Origin of the sequence: Streptomyces sp. NPDC020747 (assembly GCF_044334695.1) — a bacterium.
GTDB lineage: Bacteria > Actinomycetota > Actinomycetes > Streptomycetales > Streptomycetaceae > Streptomyces.
The window spans coordinates 852,845-869,789 of the sequence record NZ_JBIRTJ010000001.1 but is presented as its reverse complement, the minus strand read 5'-3'; the positions used below and the strand labels follow the sequence as shown (position 1 = coordinate 869,789).

The window sequence follows — 16,945 nt, the reverse complement described above, 5'->3', positions numbered from 1 at the left end:
CGAGGATTGCCGAGCGTCTCCGTACGTCATGGGGACGGCCGCCCCGACTTCCTCGCCTTCAGTCGTACGCGTACGCCGCATTCGTGCCGCTGTTGCGGCTCCGCCGGCGCGGGCTCGTGGCCGCTCGGGGCCCGGTACGGCTCAAGTTCCTTGAGCTGTGCGTTGGTTCGTCGGTTCCGGCGGAGGCGTTCCGGAAGCGGGGTGCGGGAGTCCGGCAGCAGGCGCTGGGCGCGGAACGCGGACTTCAGGAAGACGCGGACGACACGCTCGCGGCGGGGGCCGATCCAGCCGATGCCGTGGAGTCGGCAGACCCTCTCGCCCGCGAGGTAGCGGGTCAGGTCGGTGCCGAACGACCGTAAGGGGGCGGGGAACCAGCGCTCGGCGAAGAAGTCCATCATCGCGGTCGCCACGCGATGGCCCGACTCCGTCGGCTCGTACGGCCTGGACTCGAACTCGACGGCGAACGCGTTCATCGCGTCCCAGTTCTCGGGGAACGCCTCGTCGGACAGTGGGCCGGACTCGCGTTCCAGGAGCCGGAAAAGCGTCTGCGCCCATCGGTGCCAGGCGGTCTTCATGGGTTCGCTGGTGCCGGGCAGGCCCAGCGAGGTCTGGAGACGGTCGCCGAACGTGGCCAGCAGCACCAGTGGATAGACGAAGTCGTCGGTGTCGTCGAAGTTGCCGGGTAAGTGCGGGGTTCCGCGGGCGACGGCCAGGTGGATGCGGTTCAGCCGTGCGGCGGCCCCGCGGCCGGCCGTACTGGACAAGCCGTCCACCATCCAGGCCATCAGGAAGTCGTTGCCGTCCTGGAAACGCCGGTGGGGCCTCGTCTCCAGCTTCGAGGTGTGGGCCAGCGTGGCGGACCCGAAACTCGGTTGCATCATGCGCATGGTGCCCGGATAGACCATCATCGCCAGGGCGAACTCCGGGACGCGGTGGCCGACATAGAGCGAGACCATCCGCTCCCAGTCGGTCTCCGGGTCCATCCGGGACAGTTCGCGGTCCACCCACTTGTATCCGCGGCGCAACGTCGGTTCCCCCTGTCTCCGACCATGCGCTGTGGCGTACTACCGGCCGCACGTCCGTCGGCCTCGTCCGCAGGACGGCGCATGATCCTCGTGGGGGAGAGGACGCTCCCGCTCCTCCTCTCGGTACCGCGGCTCGTTGTGACTTGCGCCATATCGCCGACGCCCCGCGAAGCAACCCTTCCAGGCGCGCGGGCGTCCTTCCCGGCGTCGTGTTCGGAGGATCAGGACCAGCCTCCGTCCACGTGTACCGGCAGTCGACTGAAAGGGCGCAGTCCATGGAGCTCGATCCCGATCTCTGCCTCGACGTTCCGGAGGGTTTCGACGACACGGATGCCGAGAGCCAGGTGCATCCCGTAGCCAGGAAACAGTTCCCCGCCGCAACCGCCGCGGAGGCCTTCGGCAAAGCCCAGGAGTGGGTGGGGGAGAACCAGGTCTTCCTGCTCGACACCTCATGGGACTTCGCGTACGACGAGGACGAGCCCTACGTGCTGGGCATCTACTTCACGTTCGAGCTGGAGCCCGAAGACGCCTGACGGCAGTCGGCCGAGGCGGTCGCGGTAGGCGCGCATGTGTCGTCGACCATGCCGCACATGCAAGGTGGAAGTCCCCTTTTGCTTTGCCTGAGCCGGAGTTGCTGTCCTTAGGAGTGGCATGTGCGTTTGTGTGGGGCGGGTGTCCGGGTACGGTCATGCGGGAGGTGGTAGCCCGTGAGCCAGTCCCTCGCAGCCGCCCGATCCGCGACGAGTACCTGATCGTGGACGGCGGCGCACTGGCGGGAACGGGCGCGCACTCGTACTCGGTCACCACTGGAACCCGGTCATCACCTGACCGCGCGCTGGTACCTGGTCACCAAGTGACCGTCCTCCCGGCCGAGTTGTGACCGGCGGAGGCCATCACCGTTCCCCTCAGGAGCGGAGGCCACCCCCGCTCCCTCAGGCGCGGTCGATGTGCACGTTCGTCGACTTCACGCGGGCGGTGGCCTCCACCCCGACCTCAAGACCCAGTTCCTCCACGGCCTCCCGGGTCAGCAAGGACACCAGCCGGTGCGGCCCGGCCTGGATCTCCACCTGGGCCGCGACATCGCCGAGCTTCACAGCGGTGACGATGCCGGGAAAGGCGTTGCGGACGGAGGTGTACGAGACGTCCTCCTCGCTGCCGCTCCTCGCCAGCTCGACGGAGAAGGCGGCCAGGTCCCGCCCGTCGACGAGGCGCCGCCCGCCCTCGTCCCGGTGCGTGGCCACCCGGCCCGCGTCCGCCCACCGCCGAGCGGTGTCAGGACTCACTCCGAGCAGCCGCGCTGCCTGGCCGATCGTGTAGGACTGCATACGCGTCAAGATAGGCGATCACGCGCCGACGTACGCCGCCAGGTGCTCGCCGGTGAGGGTGGAGCGGTCGGCGACGAGGTCGGCGGGAGTGCCCTCGAAGACGATCTTGCCGCCGTCGTGGCCGGCGCCGGGGCCGAGGTCGATGATCCAGTCGGCGTGCGCCATGACCGCCTGGTGGTGCTCGATGACGATGACCGACTTCCCGGAGTCGACGAGCCGGTCGAGCAGCCCGAGCAACTGCTCCACGTCGGCGAGGTGCAGGCCGGTCGTCGGCTCGTCCAGTACGTAGACGCCGCCCTTGTCCCCCATGTGCGTGGCCAGCTTGAGCCGCTGCCGCTCGCCGCCGGACAGCGTGGTGAGCGGCTGGCCGATGGTGAGATAGCCGAGCCCGACGTCGGCGAGCCGCTGGAGGATCCGGTGAGCGGCGGGCGTGGCAGCCTCGCCGGCGCCGAAGAACTCCTCGGCCTCGGTCACCTGCATCGCGAGCACCTCGCTGATGTCGCGCCCGCCGAGGCGGTATTCGAGCACCGACGCGTCGAACCGCTTCCCGCCGCAGTCCTCGCAGGTGGTGGCGGTGCCGGCCATGATCCCCAGGTCGCTGTAGATGACGCCGGCGCCGTTGCAGCTCGGGCAGGCGCCCTCGGAGTTGGCACTGAACAGCGCGGGCTTCACGTCGTTGGCCTTCGCGAACGCCTTGCGGATCGGTTCGAGCAGTCCGGTGTACGTCGCCGGGTTGCTGCGCCGCGAGCCGCGGATCGGGCTCTGGTCGACCGACACCACCCCCTCCTCGGTGGGGATCGACCCGTGCACGAGCGAGCTCTTGCCGGAGCCCGCGACACCGGTGATGACGCTGAGCACCCCGAGCGGGATGTCGACGTCGACGCCCCGGAGGTTGTTCGCGGTCGCGCCGCGGATCTCCAGCGCACCGGTGGACTTGCGGACCTCCTCCTTGAGGGAGGCCCGGTCGTCGAGATGGCGGCCGGTGATGGTGTCGCCGGCCTTCAGCCCTTCGACGGTGCCCTCGAAGCAGACGGTGCCGCCCGCCGTACCGGCGCCGGGGCCCAGGTCGACGACATGGTCGGCGATCGCGATCACCTCCGGCTTGTGCTCGACGACGAGCACGGTGTTGCCCTTGTCCCGCAGCTGCAGCAGCAGGTTGTTCATCCGCTGGATGTCATGCGGGTGCAGGCCCGCGGTGGGCTCGTCGAAGACGTACGTGACATCGGTGAGCGAGGAGCCGAGGTGGCGGATCATCTTGACGCGCTGCGCCTCGCCGCCGGAGAGCGTGCCCGACGCCCGGTCGAGCGAGAGGTAGCCGAGACCGATCTGCACGAAGGAGTCGAGGGTCTGCTGGAGCGCGGTGAGCAGCGGCGCCACCGACGGCTCCTTGACGCCGCGGACCCACTCGGCCAGGTCCCTGATCTCCATCGCGCAGGCGTCGGCGATGCTCTTCCGGTTGATCTTCGACGACCGGGCCCCCTCGGTCAGCCGGGTGCCGTCGCACTCGGGGCAGGTGGCGAAGGTGACCGCCCGCTCCACGAACGCCCGGATGTGCGGCTGCATCGCTTCCTTGTCCTTGGACAGGAACGACTTCTGGATCTTGGGGATCAGGCCCTCGTAGGTGAGGTTGACGCCGTTGACCTTCACCTTGGTCGGCTCGCCGTAGAGGAAGGCCTGCATCTCCTTCTTGGTGAAACTGCGGATCGGCTTGTTCGGGTCGAGGAAGCCCGACTGGGCGTAGAGCCCCACGGTCCACTGGCTGTCCGACTTCCAGCCGGGGATGGTGAACGCGCCCTCGGCGAGCGACTTGGAGTCGTCGTAGAGCTGGGTGAGGTCGATGTCGGAGACCTTGCCCCGGCCCTCGCAGCGCGTGCACATGCCGCCGGTGCGGTTGAAGGTCGCCTTCACGGTCTTGGTCTTGTCGGCGCCGCGCTCGACGGTGATGCCGCCGCTCGCCCGGACCGAGGCGGTGTTGAAGGAGTACGCGCTGGGCGGACCGATGTGGGGCTTGCCGAGCCGGCTGAAGAGGATGCGCAGCATCGCGTTGGCGTCGGTGGCGGTACCGACCGTGGAGCGGGGGTCGCCGCCCATCCGCTGCTGGTCGACGGTGATCGCGGTCGTCAGCCCGTCGAGTACGTCCACCTCAGGCCGCGCCATCGTCGGCATGAAGCCCTGGAGGAAGGCGCTGTACGTCTCGTTGATCAGCCGCTTCGACTCCGCGGCGATCGTGTCGAACACCAGGGAGCTCTTGCCCGAGCCGGAGACGCCGGTGAACACCGTCAGCCGCCGCTTGGGGATCTCGATGCTGACGTCCTTGAGATTGTTCTCGCGCGCGCCGTGCACGCGGATCATGTCGTGGCTGTCGGCATCGTGCGTCGCAGGCGACTGCGCGTCCGTCCTCGTGGTCCTGCTCATCGTGTCTCCCTCCGTGGGACGGGACCGCTGGCGCGGTGCTCCGTCGGCGTCGCCTGGCTCGATCCGACCGGCTTCGAGCAGCATGTCTGGTTCTACTTCGTCGGCGCCGGTCGCGGCAACGGTTCGCCGTCATTCCTGGTCGGCGGCGTCGGCCGGGGTGACCCGACGCCCGCCGGGCCGACGCGTCAGACCGACCAGCGGCCGTCTCGCATCAGCTCGCGGTCGTCCAGTTCGTTCACTTCGCGCCACGCCTGGACGCGGCGCGGCGAGATCCGGAACCAGCGGTACGGCGTGGCCAGTGTCCGCGGATCGAAGTCGGTGTGCGCGGCGAACCGGTCGCCCCTCTCCTTCGGCAGCGCGTCGATCTCCAGGACCTCGACCTCACCATCGATCATGACCACGTCCCGGGTCGGGCCGAGCCCCAGCCGAACGGTTCGGGTGGCGGCCAGGTTCCGGCCGGTGGGGCTGTTGGCCGGCGTGGCCACCAGCAGCGCCTCGCCGTCCCAGTCGAAGGACAGCGGTACGAGGTAGGGCGTACCGTCCGCCGAAGCGCTCGCCACCCACAGATCGACGTCGTGGGCGAGCCGATGCTCGGTGTCGCGACGACGGCGGGCGCGGGAGCGCGGGGCCTCGGCCGGCTTCGCCTCGGTGTCCGGCACGGTCTTGACTCCCTGTGCGGCGGAGCCGGTCATGGTCACTCCTGAATCGATCGTGTCGGGAGGGGAGGCCGGGGACGCGCCCGGGGACGCGTTCGTGTCGTCGCGCGGCGGGAATCCTGGCTGGCTGGTGAAGCACATGCCGGCCACGCTAGCCGCGGCCCGAAGGCGACGCTTCTCGATTCCTGACCGATGCGTTTCAGCTGCTTCACGAGGTCGATCGGGTCGTACGGGGAGGCCGTCCGCGGAGCAGCCGTAGACCTCCTCCTTCAGTTCAGGTCCTTCAGACCTGTCGCCCGGCCCTCCTCGTCCCACTGGATCTCCAGGACGCGTTCGACGGCGTCGCGGTCGAGGGGGCCGAACACGTGGGGGAACAGGACGCCTTCGTCGACCCCCGGCGGCGGGGTGGGATCCGGCGCCTCCCATACGCACCTCGCGCTGAGCCGGGCTTCGTCGAGGAGCAGCGCCAGCAGGGGCCTGGGCGCGTCCCGGTAGAAGGCGTCGACGACGGCCAGCGTGGTCGTCTCGTCGGGGGAGCAGTGGACGAAACCGTCCTCCGCCAGGGACGCGGGGGCGTACGCCCGGTCGGGACGGGCGGTCCAGTCAGCGAGCGTCACAGCGTGGTAGATCATGGGCCGGTTATACAACGGCGGGCGGGCGAGCATACGGGCATGTCGGAGGCCCCGCCCGAGCCGCTTCCGTCGGCGTGCGCGCTGGGAGGCGTCGCGGGTTCGGCTCGGCTCGGGGATGTGGCAGCGTGGGTGTGTGTCCCCGTGGATCAGCCGACACGCTTCGGAAGCCGGAAGCCGGAAGCCGGAAGCCGGAAGCCGGAAGCCGGAAGCCGGAAGCCGGAAGCCGGAAGCCGGAAGCCGGAAGCACAGGGCGGGGACATGCAGGACGTGAAGCCGTACGTGAGGCCATGACGCAGAGGAGAGTTCGTGTCGAAGCCGCCGCTTCCCGAGGCCGTGGTCGCCATGCTGAGGAAGCCCAACCCCGCCGTCATCGCCACCCTCCGGTCCGACGGACAGCCGGTGTCCGCGGCCACCTGGTACCTCTGGGACGACGGGCGCGTGCTGGTCAACATGGACGAGGGCCGCAAGCGGCTCGACCACATCCGCAACGACCCGCGGGTCACCCTGACGGTGCTCGACGAGTCGGGCTGGTACACCCATGTGACCCTCATCGGCCGTGTCGCCGAGATCCGTGACGACGAGGGCCTGGCCGACATCGACCGGCTGTCCACGCACTACCTGGGCCGCGAGTACTCGGGCCGGAAGCGCGCCCGGGTCAGCGCGTGGATCGAGATCGACCGCTGGCACGGCTGGGGCAGCCACCGGGACAGCAACCAGGCGATGGGCTAGCCAGGGGTCGCCGCCCCGCGCGACGGAGTCCGATGTCCGGTACCACCGACGCATGGGGACGGAGCGGTTCAGCGGCATCGACCTCGCCTGGGCGCACGGGATCAGGGTCGGGTCACACGGGATCCGGGTTGAAGGAGCGGTGGTAGCTCTCCGGTGGTGCGAGGTAGCTGGTGGGCAGTCCGCCGGTGTCGATGACGATCTGGTCCACGGCGATCGCGGGGTCGACCATGAAGAGCCTCAGGACGTGCTCGCCGGGTTCGGAGACGGTCACGGTGGTGGTCAGTTTCTCGATGCCGTCCTCGACGTTACGGGCCCAGGCGTCACCGCGGTTGCCGGTGGCGACGGACTGGCCCGACAGGACGGTGACCGGCTGGTCGTCGAGGGCGACGGCGACCCGGCGATGGCCGCGTTCGTCGAGGGAGGGGAGGCGGAAGACGGTCACCCGGAAGACCCCGGTGGAGGTGAAGCGCACTCGGTAGCGCAACTCCGGTGCACGGGTGGGGAGTTGATCCGTGATCGGCGCCGCGGTCGACGGCACCGTCTCCAGGGCGGCCGTGCGGCGACCGAGTCCGCGTACCGTCCGCCAACGGGCTCCGCCGCGTGCCACCCGGCGGTCGAAGTGCGCGGCGTCGATCGAGACGTACCCGTGCGACTCGACGAAGCCGCGGGCCCGACCGCGCGCCCGTTCCCCGTCGTTGAGCACCCGCAGGGGTACGTCGAAGCTCTTCCCGGCGCCGGTGAACGTCACCTTCGCCTCGTGCGCGCCCTCGGGCACCCGCTCCCAGTCGATCTCCACCCACACCCGCGTCTGCTCGGTCATCGCGCCGCCGGAGGTGCTCGGTCGCACCCAGGGATGGCTCGCCTCGGCGGTCCAATCCAGCGCGAGGAAGCCGGTGTTGAACACGTCGACGAAGCGCCGGCCCCGGGTGTACGAGGAGAAGGACAGGGGCCGCCCGGTCCCGGTCTCGTTGCCCTCGGCCGCCACCCCCAGCCCCGACGTCTCCTGCCGGGCGATGCGGGTGACACTGGGGCGGCCCGGTGCCTGGGGAATCTGCGAGGGGTACGGGTTGACGATCCCGTTCCATTTCCCGCCCGCCACCTTGGTGTTGTAGCGCCTGGTGATCGCCTGTTCCTCGGCGTGGGCGGCGTCGGACAGGTCCGCGAAACGGTTCACCCCGGCCCCGCGACCCTGGCGGACAGCGAGCGCGTTGCTCTCCGCCCAGTAGAACTTCAGGTTCATCAAGTACGCGCCGTGCACCGGGTATTCGACCAGTTCGTAGAAGGCGTCCCGGTAGGCGTCGGGCAGTTCGGCGCCGAGCGCCCGGGCCCGCTCCAGGAGTTGTTCGTACGCGGCCATCCGGCGGCCCGCCTCGTCACCGTGGTGGACCAGGGAGAGCAGACCGCGGGCGATGAACTCCGGACGCAGCTCCGCCGCGAGCCGGTAGTACTCGGTGCGGATCGCGGCGATCTCCCGGCCGTGGCGCTGCCCGAACTGCCGCCCGGCCCACTCGACGAGGAAGTCCTCCACGTCGTCGGCGTCCAGGCGGTCCACGTCCCAGGCCATGTCCATGGAGAAGGACAGCCCGGTCTCGATCGACTTGATGTCTCCCACGTTGAAGATCCACATACGGTCGGCGCCGTGCTCGTACACCCGTCTCAACTCCTGCCAGACCTTGCCGAGTTGTGTGGTGTCCAGCCACAGATAGCTCTTCGGGCGGCCCCAGTAGGAGAGGTGGTAGTAGATGCCGTTGCCGCCCGAGCGCCGCCGCTCCGCCTCGTCGGGAAGCTGGCGCATGTTGCCGTGGTTGTCGTCCGGCCAGATCAGCGTGACGTCGTCGGGCACCTGGACACCCGCGTTGTAGAGCTCCAGGACCTCCTTGTACGGGATGAAGATCTGCGGTTCTGCGGCGGCGCCCACCTCCTCGGCCAGGAGACGGCGCTGGTCCGCGATGATGTCGTTCATCACCACGACCTTCTCCGGAACGGTGGTGGCGTACCGCGTCTCCAGCGGGGTGTCGTGCAGCCCGCGCATCCCCAGCGTCCAACTGCTCTCGTAGCCGGCGTTCTGCCGCGCCCGCGCCCGCCAGTAGTCGGAGATGACGGCGGGGTTCACCGTGTAGTCGTACACCGGCGGGCTGCCGTCCGCGGCCGGGTGGTCCCTGGCCCACGGCTCCCACTCGTGAACTCCGTTGCGCAGCATGGCCTCGGGATGGCTGGAACCGACGACGATGCCGTACTGGTCGGCGAGTTCGGGGTTCTCCCGGTACTTGTTGAAGAAGTCGGAGTACGGATGCATGGCGGGCCAGAGGTAGTTGGCCTTCAGGCGGAGCAGCAGCTCGAAGACGTGCCGGTAGGTCTCGGGGCCGATGTTCTTGTCCGGCTCCTGGGTCCGGTGGGACCAAGTGGTGAGGTTCTGCTCGTCGTTGATGAAGATGCCCCGGTAGCGGACCGACGGCTCGTACCGCTTCAGGGGGCCCGACGGGACCGTCACGGTGTCGCGGTGTTCGACCGGGACGTCGGCCCACCAGTGCCATGGCGAGACCCCGATGCGCTCCGAGGTGTCGTAGATCCCGTAGACGGTTCCGCGCCGGTCGCTCCCGGCGATCACGAGTGCGTGCTCCACCCCGGGCAGCGGGCGGTCGACGACCTGGGTCACCGACGCCTCCCAGCGGCCCTTCACCCGGGAGACGTCCAGCCGCCGGTCCGCCACGAGCCGGTCGATGACCGGGCTCGCGCCGATCGTGCCCACCAGGACCAGCAGTGCGGCCTTCTCCGGCAGCGTGTGCAGCAGTCGCGGCCGCACTCCGGCGACCCGCTCCACGTCCGCTTGCAGGTCACCGGCCGCACGGACCACGGCGGGATCGTCCGCGGGGTCCACGAACAGGTCGACGGCCACGCCGCCCCGTACCAACGCGAAGCGGGAGCCGGAGCGGTCCGGTGAAGCGGACGCGGCCCGGGCCGTCGAGGGCAGCACCCCGGGGAGCAGCGGGACGACCCCGACGGCCGCCATGCCCCGCAGGAACGACTTGCGGGTCCACGCGGGCGACGGGCTCCGTGATTCGGCGTAGGGCGGTTCGTTGCACGGCAGTTCATCGCGTAGCGGTTCATGGTGCGGCGGTTCGTTGTGCGGCACGAGGCGCTACCTTTCCGCGTCGGGCATGACCATGTCAGAAAGCGCTTACTTCGGCACTCTAGGCCGGGCCTGCCGCAGGCGTCCAGATCCTGGACCGCGGGACATGGCGCGAGGCAGGAAGAACGATCGCGAGGCAGGAAGAACGACGCACCAGGGAGGCGGGTCGAAAAACCCGGTGCCCCGCTCCCGCCCCGTTCCCTAGACTCGCCCCACAACGCGCGCCGCACACCACCGTGGCACGCTCCGTGACCGTTGAGGGGAGCCCAGCCATGCGTTACCGCACCGCTGTTGTCGTTCCCCCGTCGCGGTTCGAGGTGATCCTCGTGTCTTCGGGTGTCCGGTGTCGGCTGCGCGGCCGGCCCCGGATGGCCCTGACGAACGCCTGACCTCCGTACCCCCGTCGCCCCACCCCGCCCCACATGCGTATCCGCTCGCGGTTGCGCGGGTTCGGGCGTGCCCGTAGGGCATGGGGCGTAGGTCATGGCCCGTTCGTCCGGGAATTGCGCCGACCCCTTCTGGAACATCCCGAAAGGCCATGGGCCGTGCGTACCGAACCTCACCGAAATCCCGTCAACCCGCTGACCACCGTCCGCAATCTGGGCATCCTCGCCCACGTGGACGCCGGGAAGACCACCGTCACCGAGCGGATCCTGTATGTCACCGGGACCACGCACAAGCGGGGTGAGGTCCATGACGGCACGACCGTCACGGACTTCGACTCCCAGGAGCGGGACCGAGGGATCACCATCTTCGCCGCGGCCGTGAGTTGTGGCTGGGACGGGCATCGGATCAACCTCATCGACACTCCGGGACACGTCGACTTCTCCGACGAGGTCGCGCGTTCGCTGCGGGTGCTCGACGGGGCGATCGCGGTGTTCGACGCCGTCGCCGGGGTCGAGCCGCAGAGCGAGTCCGTGTGGCGCCAGGCCGACCGGTACGGGGTTCCGCGCATCGCGTTCGTCAACAAGCTGGACCGGGCCGGTGCCGATCTCGACACGGCGGTCGACTCGATCCGGCAGCGGCTGCATCCGGCCCCGCTGGTCGTGCAGTTGCCGATCGGCGCCGAGGACGGGTTCGGCGGGGTCGTCGATCTGCTGCGTATGCGGGCGCTGGTCTGGGCCGACGGCCGTGACTCGGTCGCGGAGAGGCCCGTACCCGACGCTCTGGTGGACGAGGCGCGGCGACGGCGCCGGGTGCTGGAGGAAGCGGTTGCCGAACTCCATCCCGGCGCGCTGGAGGAGTTCTGCGCGGAGTCGGCCGTCTCCGCGCGGACCCTCGAAGGCGCGCTGCGCGACCTGACCCGTACCGGTGACGGTGTGGTCGTGCTGTGCGGCTCGGCCTATCGCAACCGGGGGATCGAACCACTGCTGGACGCCGTGGTGGCCTATCTGCCCTCGCCGTCGGACGTACCCGCCGTGCGCGGTGTCCGTGGCCGGGACGGCGGGGAGGAGGAGCGGGCCGCCGACCCCGCGGCGCCGTTCGCGGCGCTCGCGTTCAAGGTGAACGCCACCGCCACCGGGCGGCTGACCTATCTGCGTGTGTACTCGGGAACGATCAGGAAGGGAGAGGCCGTGACCGTGTGGGACGGGGGTGCGGTGCGCACCGAGCGGATCGGGCGGATCCTGCGCGTCCAGGCCGACCGGCACGACCGGTTGGACCTGGCGGTGGCCGGGGACATCGTCGCGGTGGTCGGGCTGAAGACCGCCCGCGCCGGTGCGACCCTGTGTGCGCCCGGGGCCCCGCTGGTCCTCGAACCGCCGACCACCGCCGAACCGGTGGTCTCCGTGGCGGTCGAGGCCCGTGCCCGTACGGACACGGACCGTCTGGTGTCGGCGTTGACGCGGCTGGTCGAGGAGGACCCCTCGCTGGTCGTCCGGACCGATCCCGAAACCGGGCAGACGCTGCTGTCCGGCATGGGTGAACTGCATCTGGAGGTGGCGGTGGAGAAGATCCGGCGTGCCCACGGGCTGGACGTCCGGGTGGGCCGGCCGAAGGTGGCGTACCGGGAGACGGTCGTACGCGGGGTCACCGGACACGTCCACCGGCACGTCAAACAGGACGGTGGCGCGGGCCAGTTCGCGCATGTCGTCCTCGACGTGGAACCGCTGCCGGACTCCTCGGACGCGGCCGGTGACAGTGCGACGGGCTTCGAGTTCCGGTCGGTCGTCGTCGGCGGACGCGTACCGCAGGAGTACGTGCGGGCGGTGGAGGCCGGTTGCCGGGACGCACTGGGTGAAGGGCCGGTCGGCGGTCATCCGGTGACCGGGCTGCGGGTGGTCCTGACCGACGGCGCGACCCATTCGAAGGACTCTTCGGAGATGGCGTTCCGGACGGCCGGACGGCAGGCGCTCCGGGAGGCACTGCGCGCCTGTGCGACGGTCCTCCTGGAACCGGTGGTCGAGGTCACGGTCACCGTGCCCGAGGACTCCGTGGGCGGGGTGCTCGGCGACCTGGCCGCGCGGCGTGGGCGGGTCACCGACTCGACCACGCGCGGGGGTGCGGGCACGGGTGCGGGCACGGCGGTGATCACCGCCACCGTGCCCCTGGCCGAGCTGTTCGGCTACGCGACCCGACTGCGCAGCCGTACACAGGGCCGGGGAGTCTTCACCACCCGGCCCACCGGTTACGCCCCGGTGCCGGCGTCGAGCGTGGCGTCCGACGGGACCACTGCCCGGTAGCGGGAGCTGACGTCCGCTCCCGCCCGCACTGACGGTCCCGCCCATGAGTGGGCGGGGCCGTCACTCCGCCGGATCCGCGGGACCCGCCGGGGGTACCGGCGTCCCCGTCAGCGCAACGTGTCGCGCAGCAGCCTGGCGTTCTTCAGAGCCTGGCTCGATCCCTTGCGGTCGGCCAGTGCCGTGACCTCGGGGATCTCGCCTTTGGCCCCGGAGCGGGAAGCGCATTCGACGGCGAGTGCGAGCATGGTCGCCGCGCCCCGGACCGGGGTGTCGCCCAACAGGCCGGGCAGAGCGGCTTCGAGTACGGACCACACGGTGGCGTACGCACCCGTCTCGGCGGCGGTCCGCAGCGAGCCGCTTGCCTTGTCCGCGAAGGCCCACCCGCGGTTCAGCAGCGCCTCCAACTGCCGTCCGAGCAGGTCCGTGTCCAACTGCTTCCGTGCGGCGAGTACCAGCACGGCGTCCACCACCGCGTCGCCGTCCGTCTGCCAGATCAGCCCGAGCGCCAGCGCGAGGTGCACCGAGTAGCCCGCCGGACCGCCGGACTCCACGACGAACGGCAGGTTACGGGGCCACCCCTGCTGGGACATGCGCGGCTCGAAGTAGTCGCGTGCCATCAACTCCTCGCGGTGATGCGGCAGTTGGGCCACCCAGAAGGGTGCCATCGGGTCGGCCAGGCCCTGGTTGCCGACGTACGGCCCGATCAGGGACGCGGCGACCTGCGGGAGCGGGGGATCCATGACGACCCCGGGGCGTGCCGGTGTCCACCACCCCTGCGACGCGGGCTTCGGCGGCTTGCAGTGGGGCCACCCCTTCGGCTCCGAGTCCTGGTGCGCCGGGCCGCCCTCGCGCAGCCAGCGCGCCAGCCGCCGTCCGGCGTCGGAACCGAGCTTCTCCGCCGCGCGCAGCACCTGTTGGTCCGCGGTCGGGGTGACCCGCAGCAGAGCCTGTGCCAGGTCGACGGGCGCGGGGGTGACGCCGAGTCCGTCGAGCGCCGAGACCCGCTCCACCAGTACGGCGGCGTCCAGCGCGCCGGTGGCGAGGGTCGGCACGGCCAGCAGGAACGGCTGGGTGCCGGACTCGATGACGTCCATCGCCTCGGTCAGACGTGCCGCGAGCATCGAGCCGGCCAGTGAGTGACTGCGGCTCGGGGTGGTCCGGTTGATGTGGACGGCCCGGTGCATCAGGACGGCCCGTGGCCTCGGCTCGTCGCCGCGTACCGCCCCCGCCACGTCGTAGAGGTCGGACTGCACCCAGTCGACCCTGCTCTTCGGTTCCCTGCGCATGACCGGCTTCAGCGCCTCGGCCAGCGCGGTCCGGTCGAGATGGGCGTGGCGGACCAGTCCGTCCAGGGCGCGCTCGAACGCCACCACGTCCCTGTCGTTCGCGACGACCGCCGCGACCTCCTGCACCACCTCGGCGGCGGTCGCGATGGGGCCCGGCACCGGGCGTGGTTCGGGCACGGCGGGCAGTACGTCGGCGTACGGCTGCCCGGTGGCGGCGTCCTCGGCCGTGCCGAGCGCTTCGGCCGTGCCGAACAGTTCGGCGGCCCGCGCCGAGAGCCCCGGGCTCAGCTGCTCGGCGGCGGTCCGCAGCTCTGTCAGTACCGAGTCGTCCGCGGCCTTGAGATGCTTCGCGACCAGTTTGAGTGCCTGCTCCTGCAGTGTCATCTCGCGGTGGCCGAACGTGATCGCCGCGTCGGCCAGGGCCCGGCCCGCCCGCGCCGGTTCCCGCCGCGCCACCCGGCCTAGCCAGGCGAGTTGGGCGCGCACCAGCTTCTTCTCCGGTCGGAGCAGGACCCGTTCGCACGCCTCGGTGAGCAACTCGGGCTCCAGCAGCCCCGCTTCGTCCAGCCCGGTCAGGACCTCCTGGGCGTACGTGGCGACCGGCAGCGACCGGTCGAGCAGCGCCAGGTAGTCCCTCACCACGAGCGCCTCCTCGTCCGGTGTGGGGGCCAGGGCCCGCAGGAACGCCAGGAACGGGGCGGTCTCCTTGCGCGTGCCGTCCTCAAGCAGACGCTCCAGAGGACGTTCGACCAGAGTGGCGCGATCCCGGGCCACCCCGGCGTGTTCGGCCGGGGTGAGCGCGAGCGCCTCCAGCACGATCGCCGCATGGTGCCCCCACGGCGGATCACTGACCATGTCCGCGAAGAGGTTGTGGATCAGTTCCCCACGGTCGACGATGCCTTCGGCGGCGAGGCTGATGACCGCTTTCTGCAGCCACTCCACCCGACTGAACACGAAACGCCCCGGTCGCGCCACGGCCGACGGAAGGAGCTTCGGTGTGAAGTCGTCCGCGCGCAGCCGCTCCAGGAGATCGGCACCCGGCGCTCCGCCCAGCAGCTGCGGGGGCCGCTCCCGGTTGTCGTAGCGGTCGACCAGCCAAGCCAGGGTGATCTCGAGGGAGGTCGGCATAGGACAACCGGTGTCGCGGACGAGGTGTTCGGTGATCGTGAACACCGTGGCCGAGACCGCCGCGTGTTCGCCGAGCACCGCGACCAACTCGGTCCGCCATGCCGCGGGGTACAGGTTCAGGACCTCCACCGTCCAGGTGTCCACCCTGAAGTACCGGTACGTCAGGAGCCAGGCCGCCGTGGCCTCGGGAGTGACCTGACACCCCAGTTGGGCGGCGAACAGGGCGGCGATCGTCTCCGCGGTGTTCTCCCGCCGGGCGATCGCCTCGCGGTGGGACGCCAACTCGGCTGCGCACGCCGCCCGCTGATCGGGCGTCAACTCGCCCAGTTCCCGGACCACTCCGGCGACGTCGCCGGCCTCCACAAGCTCGACCAGCTTCATCGTGCCGCCTTCGTCGTCGTGTCCCTGACCATGCTCACCGCGAGCGCGTGCTTGCACGGGCCGCGTCCGCCCCGGTACTTCGCCCACCACAGACAGGTGCAGCTCAGCCGCCCCGCGTCGTCGGCTCGGACCACATGGACGTGGTCGCCCTTCCCGACCCGTGCCAGGGCGCCGTCGAGGCGGACCGTACCCTCCGCGACCAGCGCCCGCGCACCACGCAGCCGGGGATTGCGTGCCTCCGCACCGCCCGCCGAGAGCGGCAGGTGCCGGTGGAAGTGAGCCTCCTCCGCGAGGTCGTAACCGAGCTGTCCGGAGGTCCCCAGCACCGTCAGCGCGGCGCGCACCCGCTCGGCGGGCAGGCCGGCCTGCCGGGACAGCTCGGCCACGTCGATCCTCGGCTCCCAGGCCAGCAGCGCCGAGACCAGGTCCGCGTCGGCCGCCGCCGTTCCCGTGGCGAGATCGTGCAGTACGCCGCCCTCGCCGGAGAACCCCCGCGAGGCGTTCTGGGAGAGCATCAACGTCAGCCGCATGCCCGGCAGTTGGACCTCCCAGCCGACGGCGGCCACGTCGGACTCCGCGCGGACCGGGGCGTACACCCGCACGGTCGTCGCGTGCCGCAGCACCTGCTGGAGCGCCGGCAGTCGTTCGGGGCCGGGCAGGCACACGGCGTCCGGCGACGGCCTGCTCGTGGGGCGCAGGGTGCGGCCGCCCACGGGCACCGCCCAGCGCGTCGTACGGGCACCGGACCGGAGGGTGGGGCGTGGCAGTGTCCGCAGGAAGGCGGACGCCTCCGTGGCCGGGATCTCGGCACGCAGGGTGAAGCCCGCCGCGAGCACCTGTGCCTCGGCGAAGCCTCGCAACCAGCGTTCGGGCAGCGGGACTCGCTTCTCCACGTACCGTCCGTCGAAGGTCGTGACCGCCAACTCGCCGGGTCCGACGGTCAGTTGCAGGGGGTCGAGTCCGCCGATCCTGGCGAGGGCCCTGCGGAGCGGGGAGTTGATGTCGACGTTGGTGGTGCCGTGGCCGACGTCGTCACCGTCGAGGCCGGGCGCCAGCACGTCGAGGCGCGCGTACACCCCGCAGCAGCCGGAGAAGGACTCCATCCGCAGGCGGTCCCCGTCGGCCGTCACCACCGGGTCCAGCGAGGCGGACGCCGCCGGCTGGTGGTAGCGGGTGGCGGCCACGTCGGCGACCGTCAGCATCGCAGCCGCGGCGGCGGCCGGCGCGGTCAGGAACCCGTGGAAGAACCGCGGGTTGGCGACCTCGCCGACCGGGGTCGCGCCGCCCGAGGTCTCCAGCGCGAGGGTGCGTCCGGCCGAGGACTCGCTCACGGCCGAGGGTTGTAAGTAGGTGTACGAATGTATGAGTGATGTCACGCGGCCACGCTAAGGCCGACCACTGACAGGAGCGCCCGCGGCACCACGGTTCGCCGCCTCGGCCGCGGCCCGACGCCTCGGCGCCCCGAAAACGCTTGCCCCGCTTGCCCCTTGACGAGGACCGGGTGCCGCGCACTCACGGGCGTGACAGGATTCGCCGCTTTTCTGTGAGGCTCGCTGT

Annotated in this window: 11 protein-coding genes; 3 read left to right on the top strand and 8 right to left on the bottom strand. The window is 70.8% G+C overall.

From position 1 onward, the window contains the following. Positions 1–26: 26 nt before the first annotated feature. Positions 27–1,004, bottom strand: a complete 978-nt coding sequence (locus ACH4YP_RS03515; RefSeq protein WP_398489137.1) for a DUF2236 domain-containing protein — start codon at positions 1,002–1,004, stop codon at positions 27–29. Between the two features lie 296 nt (positions 1,005–1,300). Here ACH4YP_RS03515 and ACH4YP_RS03510 point away from each other — a divergent pair, with 296 nt between their 5' ends. After that, on the top strand, positions 1,301–1,558 hold the full coding sequence (locus ACH4YP_RS03510; RefSeq protein WP_361061639.1) for a hypothetical protein: 258 nt from the start codon (positions 1,301–1,303) through the stop codon (positions 1,556–1,558). A gap of 399 nt (positions 1,559–1,957) precedes the next feature. Here the strand turns inward: ACH4YP_RS03510 and ACH4YP_RS03505 are convergent, their stop codons facing one another. The 4 genes from ACH4YP_RS03505 to ACH4YP_RS03490 form a co-directional block, all read right to left on the bottom strand. After that, a complete protein-coding gene (locus ACH4YP_RS03505) occupies positions 1,958–2,350 on the bottom strand; it encodes a helix-turn-helix transcriptional regulator (protein WP_361061636.1) in 393 nt (130 codons plus the stop codon). Between the two features lie 18 nt (positions 2,351–2,368). After that, entirely contained in the window at positions 2,369–4,765 is a 2,397-nt protein-coding gene (locus tag ACH4YP_RS03500; protein WP_398489136.1) for an ATP-binding cassette domain-containing protein, read from the bottom strand. Between the two features lie 185 nt (positions 4,766–4,950). Then, a complete protein-coding gene (locus tag ACH4YP_RS03495; protein WP_398489135.1) occupies positions 4,951–5,457 on the bottom strand; it encodes a pyridoxamine 5'-phosphate oxidase family protein in 507 nt (168 codons plus the stop codon). 233 nt (positions 5,458–5,690) lie between these two features. Continuing rightward, positions 5,691–6,053, bottom strand: a complete 363-nt coding sequence (locus ACH4YP_RS03490) for a DUF952 domain-containing protein (protein WP_361061627.1) — start codon at positions 6,051–6,053, stop codon at positions 5,691–5,693. 306 nt (positions 6,054–6,359) lie between these two features. On the opposite strand from ACH4YP_RS03490, the gene ACH4YP_RS03485 reads away from it, so the two are divergent. Beyond that, positions 6,360–6,782: a PPOX class F420-dependent oxidoreductase gene (locus tag ACH4YP_RS03485; RefSeq protein ID WP_361061624.1), complete on the top strand. Its 423-nt coding sequence runs from the start codon at positions 6,360–6,362 to the stop codon at positions 6,780–6,782. 112 nt (positions 6,783–6,894) lie between these two features. On the opposite strand, the gene ACH4YP_RS03480 is transcribed toward ACH4YP_RS03485, so the two are convergent. Next, entirely contained in the window at positions 6,895–9,792 is a 2,898-nt protein-coding gene (locus tag ACH4YP_RS03480) for a glycosyl hydrolase 115 family protein (protein WP_398489471.1), read from the bottom strand. 665 nt (positions 9,793–10,457) lie between these two features. On the opposite strand from ACH4YP_RS03480, the gene fusA reads away from it, so the two are divergent. After that, positions 10,458–12,593, top strand: coding sequence for an elongation factor G (gene fusA, locus ACH4YP_RS03475; protein WP_398489134.1), 2,136 nt, complete (start codon positions 10,458–10,460; stop codon positions 12,591–12,593). A 107-nt stretch (positions 12,594–12,700) separates the two neighbouring features. Here fusA and ACH4YP_RS03470 read toward each other — a convergent pair whose 3' ends face one another. Both ACH4YP_RS03470 and ACH4YP_RS03465 read right to left on the bottom strand, forming a co-directional pair. Then, the gene (locus ACH4YP_RS03470) at positions 12,701–15,388 is read right to left on the bottom strand and encodes a DUF6493 family protein (protein ID WP_398489132.1); all 2,688 of its coding nucleotides are present in this window, start codon (positions 15,386–15,388) and stop codon (positions 12,701–12,703) included. After that, the gene (locus ACH4YP_RS03465; RefSeq protein ID WP_398489131.1) at positions 15,385–16,719 is read right to left on the bottom strand and encodes an SWIM zinc finger family protein; all 1,335 of its coding nucleotides are present in this window, start codon (positions 16,717–16,719) and stop codon (positions 15,385–15,387) included. Before ACH4YP_RS03465 ends, ACH4YP_RS03470 begins: the two co-directional genes overlap by 4 nt. Positions 16,720–16,945: the final 226 nt, after the last annotated feature.

Excerpts from the sequence above, each read along its gene's own strand:
- ACH4YP_RS03500 (WP_398489136.1), bottom strand. The coding sequence starts at position 4,765 with ATGAGCAGGACCACGAGGACGGACGCGCAGTCGCCTGCGACGCACGAT.
- ACH4YP_RS03510 (WP_361061639.1), top strand. The coding sequence starts at position 1,301 with ATGGAGCTCGATCCCGATCTCTGCCTCGACGTTCCGGAGGGTTTCGAC.
- ACH4YP_RS03495 (WP_398489135.1), bottom strand. The coding sequence starts at position 5,457 with ATGACCGGCTCCGCCGCACAGGGAGTCAAGACCGTGCCGGACACCGAG.
- ACH4YP_RS03505 (WP_361061636.1), bottom strand. The coding sequence starts at position 2,350 with ATGCAGTCCTACACGATCGGCCAGGCAGCGCGGCTGCTCGGAGTGAGT.
- ACH4YP_RS03470 (WP_398489132.1), bottom strand. The coding sequence starts at position 15,388 with ATGAAGCTGGTCGAGCTTGTGGAGGCCGGCGACGTCGCCGGAGTGGTC.
- ACH4YP_RS03490 (WP_361061627.1), bottom strand. The coding sequence starts at position 6,053 with ATGATCTACCACGCTGTGACGCTCGCTGACTGGACCGCCCGTCCCGAC.
- ACH4YP_RS03480 (WP_398489471.1), bottom strand. The coding sequence starts at position 9,792 with ATGGCGGCCGTCGGGGTCGTCCCGCTGCTCCCCGGGGTGCTGCCCTCG.